We start from the raw sequence: 12551 nt of genomic DNA on the forward strand, positions 1-12551 counted from the left end.
CAGGCGAATTCCAGAAATGGAACAATTAAAACGAGAAGTAGCAGCATGGTGTAGTGAACGTAATGCTAAAAATTTATCAATAGATTGGCAATTCACAACTGCAGATGCACGTATAAAATTACATTCACTTTATCCAAAACTTGAAGGTTGATTAAATATAAACATGAGAGCTACGCTCCACTAGTTGGAAGAGCTGAAAGTATTCATTTGCCGCGAAAGTGGCGTTAGGACTTTAGTCCTTACACCACCGGACGTGTTGGAGACTTACCGGTTTTTGGTGAGGCTTCAACCGAGATTCGAGACCGCTTTTTGGCTCGGATCGTTCCGCGCAGCATATGAATACTTTCAGCTCTGGAAACGGCATAATGCATCAAACTTTCAACCTTTAGTTTTTTAGTAAAATGAAGGTTTTGTCCAAGCGGTATTCGGTTCAGCGACTCCAATACTGCTTTTACTATATAAATTTGGATCTTTTATTATTCTACTAACCAGTAGTGCCACTGCCTGACGTGTGACCTGAGTATCATTAAATGGTTCTCCTTGAGGAATAATTTTATATTCGCTATGCTGATTATTATTGTATAACCAGGCCATACGCAAAAATGTATAGTCAAGGCCACTATCATCAATAACTTTAGCGGCCCGTTTAATCTTAGAATAATCTCCCATCATACGAGCATTCCATTCACCAAATTCTCCAGTAACCTCATCATAGATACCTAAACCGCCGGCAACAATTAGTCGTTGTACACTCTCCATTTTCATTACCTTAACAATATTTTGATTAGCAGAAACAAAGTGCCCAGTTGCCAAATATACAATATCTTGATTAGCAATTGCTTTTACCAATTCTTCTGTGTTATTCCAATTACCATCAACAAGCATTACTCGAGAATTATTACTATATTCAGATAATCGACGTCTGGCCTGACGTGCAAATAAAGTTAGTTCAACATTATTTTGTTCAAGTAGTAATGGGATTAGATACTTCGCAATTCCACTGGTTGCGCCTAATAAGATAACCTTTTTCATTAACTTTTCCTTCTTTAACAAATATTTTATGATCATAATTTCCTATTGTTTGTTTTGAAAACAACTTCACTGAGAACTTCAATTCATGTTCTTATACATCTCAATGACAATAATTAGTATATTGAATTACTTAGTTCATGAGAAGAATCTCTTAGTTGTTTGACTATCAACCAATGGTTTATACTTAAGGAAATGGGAGATGATTATGTGGACATTAATCAACTACAAACATTCTTACGAGTCAGTGAATATGGTAGTTTTACTAAGGCAGCGGAACAAAGCTTTATTTCTGGAACTGCTGTTATGAAGCAAATAAATCGACTGGAGTCGGAACTAAATTTGAAACTATTTGTTCGTACTCCTACTGGTGTAAAATTAACACCCCAAGGAAAAAAGTTTCAACCTTACGTACATCAACTACTAGATCTTCTAAATAACGCTATTGAGGATACACGTAGAGTACGTAATGATGACAAACGTATTATCAGATTAGGAACATCAATACTACATCCCGCAGAACCTTTCATGTCGTTGTGGAATCAAATTGCTTCTGAAATGCCTAATTTTCAAATTCACTTAGTCCAACTACAAGAGGATTTAAATTCAAATAATCGTGAATACGCTATGCTAGGTCGTAGTAGTGATTTAATTGTCGGCACATTTGATAATGCGACACTGAAGCAATCCTTTAGTGCCATTAAACTTGGTTCGTATAAGTTTGGGATTGCGATTCGTAGCGATAATTCGTTGGCGCAATTGGATAAAATTTCTTTTAAGGACCTGGCAGAACAAAAAATATTGATGGTTCCACCTGATATAAGTGAAAAAAATGATTTATTACGTAATCAAATGTTAAGTACCGTTCCTAGCATTAAAGCAATTAACACAAACGGTCGATATGACATAAATACGTTCAATAAGGTCGTTGAAGAAAATATTGCAATGATTACTTTGACTCCTTGGAAAAATATCCATCCTAACCTCGTGACTGTTCCATTACAAACCAGTATTACAGTACCCTTTGGATTATTAAGCGCAAAATTTCCTGGGAAAGATACTTCTGATTTTTTACATGAGTTTATAAAATTACAAAGCGAAAATAATTATCCTAAATAATTTATCTTAATCACTAGCAAACATGTTTTTCTAATAATTATGAAATTCATTTTACTGTCAACATTGGCATTTTACCCACTCGAACCACCACACAAACACAAAAAAGAACGAGAATTCATAATGAATTCTCGTTCTTTTTTGATTTTAAATCTTAACAATCCCAATACCTATCAAACCAGGTCCTGTATGAACTCCTAATGCTGGTCCCACTTGACCTAAGAATTCTTGTTGACCTTTAATGCCGTTGTCATGCAATATATCAAACATTTTTTGACCACCAGGTTCGTCAGCACCATGTCCAACTGCCAAAAGATAATTTTTATCGTCACCCAAGAAGTTTTGAGCAAGATTCAATAGCATCTTTTGGCCCTTTTTCATACCACGTGCTTTAGCGGCAATCGTATACGAACCATCAACCTTACATGTAATGATTGGTGCTAACTTCAAAATTCCACCAACAGCAGCGGCAGCAGCACTAATCCGGCCACCAGCCCGTAAATATTCCAAGGTTGGAATGCAGAAGTAAACGACCGTATTCGTAATCATTTCTGCGACTTTAGCAGTTACATCTGCAAACTCTTTGCCATCGTCAATCATATTCTTAGCTCCAACAGCAATCAAACCAGCTGCCACAGCAACTTGTTTCGTATCAAAATAAGCGGATGTGAATCTATCATCTTCATCGAGAAAGACTTTTAGAAAGTTAAATGTCCCGCTCAAACTAGATGAAACCGAGATAGAAACAATGTGATCATATCCATCTGCCGCAATTTTATCGAGTGTCTCTTGAATTGACTCACCTGAAGGCAATGAAGTCTTAGGGATTTCCACTGGCAAATTTTTATAAACTTCTTCAGCTGAAATTTCTACACGATCAAGGTATGTCCGGTCATGGTAAGCAATTTGCATTGGTAATTCATAAATACCAGGTTTTCCAAGATATTCTTTCGGTAAATCGCAACAGGAATCTACCAATACAGCAATCTTTTCCATTTTAATTAGCTCTTTTCGTCTAAATTATTCGTTTCAATCATTAATATTTTTTTCGTAATTAGTTTCGTAGCAAAAGCCATCGTTACCATTTCCACCAACAAGAATGCCGATGACTGATCTTTTTCAGAAAGTACTTGGCCTTCTTCACGATGATTAAGCATCTTCAATGCCAATTCCTGTTTATCACAGAAAAAATCATATGCTTTAGCAATGCCGCCTTTTGATCTCGTTTGAACCTCCAGGCCTTCTTGAATGTCATTAATTGAAACCACTTGCTTCAAAAAAGTAATTGCAATTAAATAAGCCAAATGTTCGCGAGTATAGCGCTTTTTCTCAGGATGTGGCAGTAAGCCATTTTTAACATAGTTATTAACCATCGATGTTGTGACAACTGGACTATCCTCCAGCCAAATAGGACCGATATATTTATCAACTAGTGTTAATAATTGATCACGATACAAGTCCAATTCAGGTAACTCCGAAAATCTTGGTAAGTGATAGTTTTCCATATTATCTAACCATGTCTGCAACTCATCCATAAGTAACTGCTCCTTTTGTAATTACTGTTATAATTTATCATAGTAATCTTAACTATTCAATCTAGTTTTTAAAACTAGATTGAATAGTTATTCGAAAATTTATATATGCCGTCTACAGAGATGAGAAATATTCACTGGCTTTGCGGAACGATCCGAGCCCGGAAGGCGGTCTCGAATCTCGGTTTTGTAACGGCTAAAGCCATAACAGAACTTCCACTGCGCATAAATATTTCTCATCTCCTTCGACTAGTTATCTTTTTGTAAGATTTTTAGTGATCTATTCAAAAAAACAAGACATTTATATACCAAATTATCCTTACATATGTACTTTTAATGAATATATAAATGTTCAAATCTTAATGTAATTATATACGCGGTTAAATTAGTCGGAGGAACTGATAGTATTTACCAGCTGTGGGTGTGGCGTTATGGCTTTAGCCATTACACCACCGGGCATGTTTGAAGACTTACCGTTTTGTGGTAAGGCTTTAAACTGAGGTTCGAGACCGCCCTTTGGCTCGGACCGGTCCGCATAGCCGGTAAATACTATCAGTTCCGGAGACGGCTATAGCAAAAAGAGCCCTGAATACTATTCAAGACTCTCCTTCACATCATGCTCACGCCAACCCATTGCTATTACTAGTATAAGGCCCACGGATGTCAATAAAATAATATAACCAACATTACGACCGAAATTGGTATCGCCTAAATACAAATCGCCAAGTAACGTTGCCATTACAGCAATCCAAATACCGACGCGTTGTATCTTGGTAAAGGCAGTTCCTGTCTGACTGCGTCTTTCTCTCTTCGTAATGTATGGTAATACAAAACCTAAGCCAATTAAAACAATAATGGCTACAAAATTAATAACTAACTCATACCACCACATTGATGAGCCAAACGGAACATCCTGTGGACCGACCGCAGCCACTGTTGCCACTCCGGTAATTAGTAAACACCACCAGCCAACGACCAATGATAATTTTTTACTTTTTATATAAACATATCCCGAACTAAACTTATCATCATTCATTCTGATTTTAATAAATGACCAGAAGATCCAACAAGTTACACCCGGTGAAATAATTCCATTCAAATTTAACAGCCAATTAAAAATATCCTTCATATTTGGCAATAAAATCCCCAAGAACATAATAAAGGCACTCAAACCAACTGTTAATAAATATCCATTAATCGGTAATCCCGCGGAATTCGTTTTGCGCAAAAACTTCGGCATATAACGATTTCCAGTATCTGAAATCAACATTCTCGTCATTGCATTCAACAAAACTGCCAACAAAGCAGCCAAATAAAAGATTTCCGTAAATGCAAAGATATACATCAACGTATTACCCATGTGGAATCTTTCACCCAAAGCTTGGAAGGCATAATAGGATCCATTGATTTTCAAATCGTCTGGTAAATGATAGGCGTTGAAAAAGACACCTAATGAAAATGATCCAAAAATCGTTAAGAAGCCAGTCATTATTGACAACATAATCATAGCCTTAGGAAAGTCACGATTAGGATTACGCATCTTCGTCACAAATGGGGCAATTCTTTCAGCACCGTTAATAGCAAAGATCAGGAATCCTAAGGTTGTCAGATAATGCAAATTGAATGTTGGTACAATCGTGTGGACAGTCAATGGCCTAGTAGCAATGTGACCACCCATTGAAAGGGCCGCTACGGTCATCATAACGAACAAAACCGTCATTCCAAACATGGCGATTCCACCGATAGTACTCAGTATTTCAAGCGAATGCTCGAAACGGGATTGGATAATTATGAAAAAGACAAAGATCAATAGTGTAAATAGTGCAAAATGGCTATTTGACATCTGCGTCTGTAGCCTCGCGTCCCCATTGACGACCCATCCTAAAGCTACAGCAATAGTATTTGCAGTATCTACAACATAAGGAATCGAGGCGGCCCAGTAAGTCCAAGCTGCAAAATAGCCTAGGAACTCTCCACTAGTCTCTCTCACCCACGATGTTAATCCTCCACCATCATCATCAAACGTAGAACCAAGTTGGCCTACCATTAACGAATATGGGATAACATAAAGGAGAATCATAATGATCCAGGACGTTATAACGCCCATTCCTTGATTTTGGAAGTTGTAAGTCAAGTCATCGAATCCAACAACAGTTACAAAATCCATAAGGGCCAATACTGGCCAGCTGATATACTTCTTTTTTGTATCTAATTCTGTCATGGCGTTTTCCTCAAGTGAAAATAAATCATTCTTCCCAATTTATTCACCTAACGGTTACTTCAAATATACAATATTTAAAAATAAATAGTAGAGGAATGGTTTAAAAATATCAAAAAAATTAAGCGCTTACTTCCCCGACATGACCGCAATCTCAAAGATTGACCTTTTGGTGTACATTATGGAAAGCTAAGCAACTCGAAATATTTTACCATAAAAAAACTGACTAGCATATAGAAATATTTTATGTAACCTTTGCTACCAATGAAGGCCTTGAAAATAGTGCCCGTTCTGAGACCTGATCCAAGCCTTAACTACAGTCTTGAGCCAAACTTTTAGGCTGTAAGAACGTGGAAGTTAAACTTAGAATTGTGGACATTAAAAGAACGTGATAAAAGTTAATTTACCACGTTCTTTTTGAATTTTATTAAAATCTTCCGAAATTGGAATAACTAAAGATTGAAAGGTGAAAAATTAATATAACCGTCGTTGTTACAGACCTAGAGTTAATTTATTTAAATAATCAGGAGTTTTCGTTTTATTGTTCCTGCTATAGAAAAAAACAAACTAGTTGGAAGAGCTGAGAGTATTAATTTGCAGCGAAAGTGGCGTTATTGCTTCAGCAATTACACCACCGGGCGTGTTGAAGACTCGCGGGTTTTGCGAGGCTTCAACCGAGGTCCGAGACCGTACTTTGGCTCGGGCCGTTCCGCGCAGCAATTGAATACTCTCAGCTCTGGAAACGGCATACTTAAATAAACTTTCAGCTTTAAGAGAATCCAACCGTAAAATTTACTTTTCAGCTAAATTGTATTCTTTCCATCCAAATGCAATTACGAGAGCAATTCCCAAAATACTTATCACCACAATTGAAATAATATTGTGGTGATAGTTAGAACCTCCCAAATACAAATCACCAACGATTGTTAAGAACAGCGCAGCTAAAATACCGCTCCATTGTAAACGAGTAAATGCAGATCCAGTTGTACTACGTGTCTCACGGCGAGTAACGTATGGCAACAAGGCACCTAGTCCAATCAAAACAATAAGAGAAACAAAGTTAATAATTAATTCGTACCACCAAGTTGAGCCACCAAAGGTAACATCTTGAGGTCCAATTCCAAATATTGTTGCCACAGCAGTAATAATTAGACACCACCAACCGACTGACAGCGCCAATTTATCATTTTTGATATAAACATAATCTGATGGGAATTTTTGACTGTCTTGACGGATTTTAATAAATGCAAAGAAAATCCAGCAAGTAACACCTGGCGAAATGATTCCATTCAAGTTTAATAGCCAATTGAAAATATCATTCATACTTGGCAAGAAAATACCCAGCATCATGATGAAAGCACTCAAACCACAAGTTAATAAGTAACCATTAACTGGCAACCCATTACCATTAGTTTTACGTAAAACTTTAGGCATATACTTGGCACCGGTATCGGAAATCAGCATTCTCGTCATCGCATCTAATAACACGGCCAACAAGGCTGCTAAGTAGAAAACCTCAGTCCAAGCAAAAATATACATTAATAAATTACCAAGATGATATTGTTCACCTAGTGCTTGAAAGGCATAATATGAACCATTCATCTTCAAGTCATTTGGTAAATGATAAGCATCAAAAAATACTCCCAATGAGAATGACCCAAAGATGGTTAAGAACGCCGTCATAACGGCCAACATAATCATAGCTTTCGGAAATTCACGTTTAGGATGACGCATTTTTGTAACAAATGGTGCAATCAATTCGGCCCCATTAACAGCATAAATCAACAAACCAATGGTTGTTAGATAATGCAGATCAAACTTTGGAATAAGCGTATGAATATTCATAGGCTGTGTTGCAATATGACCACCCATAGCCAAAGCTGTAAAGGTCATCAGAACGAATAACACTGTCATTCCAAACATCGCGATTCCACCAATCGTACTCAATACTTCCAGTGAACGTTTGAAACGCGATTGGACAACGATAAAGACGATAAAAGTTACTAGTGTCCAAAAGGCAAACCAGCCATTAGACATATGGTCTTGCAAACGCGCATCTCCGCTATAAGCCCAACCTAAACCAACAACAATTGAGTTTGCTGTATCGACAACATAAGGAATCGAAGCCGCCCAATACGTCCAAGCAGTAAAGTAACCTAGAAACTCCCCACTAGTTCCTCTGACCCATGAAGTCAATCCACCACCTTCGTGATTAAAAACTGACCCTAATTGTCCAACCATTAATGAATATGGAATAACATATAAAAATAGCATGATGATCCATGAAGTAATAACACCCATACCTTGATTTTGAAAATTATAAGTTAAATCATCAAAACCAATTACGGTGACAAAATCCATTAAGGCAAGAATTGGCCAACTAATATAGCTCTTTTTTGGTTCCAAATCTTCCATAACTAAACTCCCCGACAAAAATTTTATGTATATAACGTATAGTATTTCCGTGCCGTCTCCAGAGTCGAAAAATATTCCGAACCGTGGATCTGTAATAAATAGCTTGTAAAATCCAATTCAAATAACATTTTCCCTTTATGACAAAAAATATATTATCACCTAGCACAATGCGTTATTTTATAAATCATTTTTAAAGAAATTTGCGTAAAAAATATCCTTAAAATGATTCATTAATTTAAACTATACGTTATATAAAATACAAGTTTATATTTTACAACTAATTAAATTTCAACAATAGGGTTAAAAACGCTTACTTTGATAATAAGTGAAATTTCTTTAATATGACGTTCTCAGATTCATACATTTTTTTGATTATTTCGAACGAATGGCACAAAAAAAGCTAGAATATCTTGTCACTAAAAGATGATCAAGACATTCTAGCTAATTTATAAACGAATCCAATTTGATATAAACGTCACTGTCATAGTATCGTTGAAATTTATTTAATTTGGAAAGCACAAACTAGTTGGAAGAACTGAGAGTATTCATCTGCAGCGAAAGTGGCGTTATTGCTTTAGCAATTACACCACCGGGCGTGTTGAAGACTCGCCGCTTTTGCGAGGCTTCAACCGAGGTTCGAGACCGCACTTTGGCTCGAACCGTTCCGCGCAGCAGTTGAATACTCTCAGCTCTGGAAACGGCATCTAAAAACTATTCGTTCACTTCATCATTATCAAGTTCTTCAATACCTAAAGTAACATTTCCTTTAGAATTCTCAACGGCATCAATTCCAACCAGTGCAACCATATCAACGGCAATGCTATGATATTTCTCACTCGTATTGACCTTATCATCACTTGTAACCATCGTCGTAGGACGGATAATAACCGTTCTAAAACTACGCTTATTCAGGTTATCCTCGGCATCACGCTTTGTTTGAATGTAACGCTTGTTGGCACCGGGAATATCGTCAGCTGAAATATAAACAAAGACAGGGACGTTGTTTTTTTCTGCAGCATCTGCGATATTCAAAGCACTTTGGTAATTAACTTTTTCAAAAGTTAAATTCTCGTTAGGTTGTTCTTTGTATTCACCAATCGTATCCACGACAACATCAGCATCTTTTAAATTTTCACTCCAAAAGCCCTTTGACAATGCATTGCCGATCTTCCAATCAACTTGTTTGTGCCAAGCATCATTGCCCAATGGTTCACCTGTTCTAGAAACACTTGTTACTGAATCTCCATTTTCAATAAAGGCTTTCGCAAATTCACTGCCCACAAATCCATTTGCACCAAAAATTACTACTTTTTTTGCCATAATTGCTATTTCTCCCTTATTCTAACTATCCTATTTGAAATCGGAAAATGCTTCGTCAATTGTATGATAATCGGTATTTCCTAGGTTTACATCTAATGCTTTGACATTTTGCTCCACTTGCTCTGGCTTTCTCGCACCAGGAATAACGATGGAAATATCAGGATTCTTCATATACCATGCCAAAATAACTTGTGCTACTGTAGCGTCATATTTTTCAGCAATTTTACGAACCTTATCAATTGCTATTAAAATCTGCTTAAATTGGTCCGGAGTATACTGACTAAACTTCTTTGCGTCCGCAGCACTATACTTTCCTGTCAATAAACCTGATGCCAGTGGGAAGTACGGTACAAAAGAAATGTTATTCTTTCTTAAATATGGAAATAGCTTTGTTTCTGCATCCCGATGTAACAGGCTGTAATTATCCTCAACAATATCAACTAAACCATCTTGATTGGCTTCTTTAATTTGATCAAGCGAAAAGTTAGAAACACCGATCGATCTGATTTTGCCAGCTTGTTTAAGTTCGTTCAAAGCAGCAACTGACTCGTTCTTAGGTGTCTTTTCATCAGGAAAATGAATATAAAAAATATCAATATAATCTGTTTTGAGTCGTTTTAAGGCTTCATCAACCGCTTTTTTCAAAAATTCTGGATCATTATTATTCTTGAAATCATTGTCTGGATCCTGAGCAGCTTTGGTGGCAATTACTAGTTTTTGACGATCATAGTCGCCGATTACATCGCCAATAATTTTCTCAGAGCGTCCTAAACCATACATATAGGCAGTGTCTAATGTTGTTATCCCACTATCAATGGCCTTTTTAATGACTGCATAGCCATCCTCATCCTTAAGATTTTTAAACAAATTATGTCCACCAACTTTATTAGTACCAAGACCAATTTTTTTGCTAGCCACATCTGTATTACCAATTTTAATCAACTTATCCATTAAATCACATACCTCCTCATTACAAATCAGGTTGTTTTGAAACCGTTACCTTAATAATAGCTCAATGAATCCAAAAAAAATAAGATTATGCATATTTCACATAATCTTATTTTTATATTTTAATTTTCAGAAGGTAGTTCGTTACTTTCTCGTTTCTCCTCTAGGGAGTTACGAACTGCAGCCTCTGTAGCCTTACGACGTTTAGCAAGATTGCTATTTTCAATTTTATCTTTAACAACTTCTAATTCATCAACTTGTTGATGTGCTTCAGGATTATTACGTCTGAAGATAGACATAACACCATATGCAATCTTTTCGCCCATAAGTGTAATTAATGAACCAAATAGAATCACGACAATACCAACAATCGTATTAACATTCATAGCCTCACCTAAAACGAATAGCGCCATAACTGGTGCTAAAGCAGGTTTAACAAGGAAAATCAATGATGATTCTAGAATACCAACTTTTTCCATTGAAAGGAAATACAAACCGAAAGCCACTCCAGTAACAAGAACGGAAATGTAAAGAATCAATGGCAATGTTTGAAGGCTAATTCCTTGGAAATATGGAATTCTTGAGAACTCAGAAAAGCCACTAGGGATAGCATTGGCAACTGCAGGAATATGAGTGATACCCATTAAAATTCCCAATTCAGTAGCACCAAATAAGAAGGCTAAACAAGTCATTGACAGACCATTTAAGCCAATCTTGCCACCGTAAACACGTGACATAACACCGTAAATACCAAAAATAATTGAGGACAAAAGTCCTAAAACGATACCCATAGCCCCGGATAGATGGAATGGATTGATAATAATCAATAAACCGACTAATGTTAAAATCAATGCCAAGACGTTAGTTCTGGATAATTTTTCTTTTAGAAAAACAAAACCAATAATCAAACCAAAGATTGGATTGGCACTCAACATGATGGCAATGACAGAAGCTTTGGTCATTCCAATTGATAGTTGATAAAGTGTCATACTCAAAACTACGATAACAAACCCAGTTAAAGCAATTTTTGCCAAACCTGATCTATCGATTCGAACATTATTTTTCTTAAGGTAAAGAATAGTAAATGGTAATAAAGCCAATCCACCAATCAAAAATCTAATAAAATTCAATTCGATTGGATTAAATTGTCCTCCAGCAATCTTCAACGCAATTTCCATTGAGCTGAACAAGAATGTTGGTATCAATATGTATAGAAAACCCTTTATATTCAAAACTTAATGTCATCCCCATTTTTTGTAAGTGAATAACTTTAGTTTACTCTCATTTTGGGGTTGCAAAAAATGTAAGTGTTTCCAAATATTAAATAATTTAAAAATGCCGTCTCCAGAGATGAACCTATTAACCTGCTATGCGGACCGGCCCGAGCCTGAGGTACGGTCTCGCACCTCGGTTTGAAGCCTTACCAAAGAACGGTAAGTCTCCAAACTCGCCCGGTGGTGTAACGGCTGAAGCCGTAACGCCACACCCACAGCTGGTTAATAGGTTCATCTCTTACGACTAATTCATTCTTCATTAATAAATATGAATATGAAATGTTTCAACAATAATTGTTTGTTTTGTCGTGATCCAATTATGCTTTGATTAATAAATTTAAGAAAATTAGATAAAAAAAACAAAAAAAAAACAAACTATAATTCTTCCATACAATCGAAAGTTGTAGTTTGTTTTGTTATTACTAGAGGTTGAAACGTGAAAAGCTAATATAACCATTGCTGTTACTGGCCTAGAGTTAATTTATTTAAATAAATCTCATTTTATTCCGCTATTAAAAAATAAACTAGTTGTAAGAGCTGAGAGTATTCATTTGCAGCGAAAGTGGCGTTATTGCTTCAGCAATTACACCACCGGGCGCGTGGAGTGAACCCATGAGGTTGGACACATGATCCAAACCTGGAGGGGTTCACTATGATTAAGTACAATCTGGATTTCAAAGTCAAAATAGTAAATGAGTT

General features: G+C 36.4%; 9 protein-coding genes and 1 pseudogene. 2 read left to right on the forward strand and 8 right to left on the reverse strand.

Annotation, left to right across the window (positions count from 1 at the left end):
• Window positions 1-151: pseudogene (locus FFM71_RS13725) on the forward strand (IS630 family transposase); the annotation flags it as partial.
• Between the two features lie 242 nt (window positions 152-393).
• On the opposite strand, the gene FFM71_RS12960 reads toward FFM71_RS13725, so the two are convergent.
• Window positions 394-1032, reverse strand: coding sequence for an NAD(P)H-binding protein (locus FFM71_RS12960; protein WP_137612581.1), 639 nt, complete (start codon window positions 1030-1032; stop codon window positions 394-396).
• A gap of 207 nt (window positions 1033-1239) precedes the next feature.
• On the opposite strand from FFM71_RS12960, the gene FFM71_RS12965 reads away from it, so the two are divergent.
• The gene (locus FFM71_RS12965; RefSeq protein ID WP_137612582.1) at window positions 1240-2148 is read left to right on the forward strand and encodes a LysR family transcriptional regulator; all 909 of its coding nucleotides are present in this window, start codon (window positions 1240-1242) and stop codon (window positions 2146-2148) included.
• 144 nt (window positions 2149-2292) lie between these two features.
• Here the strand turns inward: FFM71_RS12965 and FFM71_RS12970 are convergent, their stop codons facing one another.
• The 7 genes from FFM71_RS12970 to FFM71_RS13000 form a co-directional block, all read right to left on the reverse strand.
• The gene (locus tag FFM71_RS12970) at window positions 2293-3141 is read right to left on the reverse strand and encodes a DegV family protein (protein ID WP_137612583.1); all 849 of its coding nucleotides are present in this window, start codon (window positions 3139-3141) and stop codon (window positions 2293-2295) included.
• A gap of 5 nt (window positions 3142-3146) precedes the next feature.
• Window positions 3147-3680 (reverse strand): DUF1836 domain-containing protein, encoded by a 534-nt coding sequence (locus tag FFM71_RS12975; RefSeq protein WP_137612584.1) that lies wholly within the window; start codon window positions 3678-3680, stop codon window positions 3147-3149.
• A 589-nt stretch (window positions 3681-4269) separates the two neighbouring features.
• Entirely contained in the window at window positions 4270-5898 is a 1629-nt protein-coding gene (locus tag FFM71_RS12980) for an APC family permease (RefSeq protein ID WP_171000579.1), read from the reverse strand.
• Between the two features lie 789 nt (window positions 5899-6687).
• Complete coding sequence (locus tag FFM71_RS12985; protein ID WP_137612585.1) at window positions 6688-8310, reverse strand: APC family permease; 1623 nt, start codon at window positions 8308-8310, stop codon at window positions 6688-6690.
• Window positions 8311-9021: 711 nt separating this feature from the next.
• Entirely contained in the window at window positions 9022-9630 is a 609-nt protein-coding gene (locus FFM71_RS12990) for an NAD-dependent epimerase/dehydratase family protein (RefSeq protein ID WP_137612586.1), read from the reverse strand.
• A 30-nt stretch (window positions 9631-9660) separates the two neighbouring features.
• Window positions 9661-10581 carry an aldo/keto reductase gene (locus tag FFM71_RS12995; protein WP_137612587.1) on the reverse strand — a complete coding sequence of 307 codons (921 nt, stop codon included), beginning with the start codon at window positions 10579-10581 and terminating at the stop codon, window positions 9661-9663.
• A 119-nt stretch (window positions 10582-10700) separates the two neighbouring features.
• Window positions 10701-11810, reverse strand: coding sequence for a DMT family transporter (locus FFM71_RS13000; RefSeq protein WP_137612588.1), 1110 nt, complete (start codon window positions 11808-11810; stop codon window positions 10701-10703).
• Between the last annotated feature and the right edge of the window lie 741 nt (window positions 11811-12551).

The sequence above is a fragment of the Companilactobacillus huachuanensis genome, from assembly GCF_005404815.1.
GTDB classification, from domain to species: domain Bacteria; phylum Bacillota; class Bacilli; order Lactobacillales; family Lactobacillaceae; genus Companilactobacillus; species Companilactobacillus huachuanensis.

What these genes read in the sequence shown, in the direction of transcription:
- FFM71_RS12960 (WP_137612581.1), bottom strand. Translation starts at nt 1,032, where the DNA reads ATGAAAAAGGTTATCTTATTAGGCGCAACCAGTGGAATTGCGAAGTAT.
- FFM71_RS12970 (WP_137612583.1), bottom strand. Translation starts at nt 3,141, where the DNA reads ATGGAAAAGATTGCTGTATTGGTAGATTCCTGTTGCGATTTACCGAAA.
- FFM71_RS12975 (WP_137612584.1), bottom strand. Translation starts at nt 3,680, where the DNA reads ATGGATGAGTTGCAGACATGGTTAGATAATATGGAAAACTATCACTTA.
- FFM71_RS12980 (WP_171000579.1), bottom strand. Translation starts at nt 5,898, where the DNA reads ATGACAGAATTAGATACAAAAAAGAAGTATATCAGCTGGCCAGTATTG.
- FFM71_RS12985 (WP_137612585.1), bottom strand. Translation starts at nt 8,310, where the DNA reads ATGGAAGATTTGGAACCAAAAAAGAGCTATATTAGTTGGCCAATTCTT.
- FFM71_RS12990 (WP_137612586.1), bottom strand. Translation starts at nt 9,630, where the DNA reads ATGGCAAAAAAAGTAGTAATTTTTGGTGCAAATGGATTTGTGGGCAGT.
- FFM71_RS12995 (WP_137612587.1), bottom strand. Translation starts at nt 10,581, where the DNA reads ATGGATAAGTTGATTAAAATTGGTAATACAGATGTGGCTAGCAAAAAA.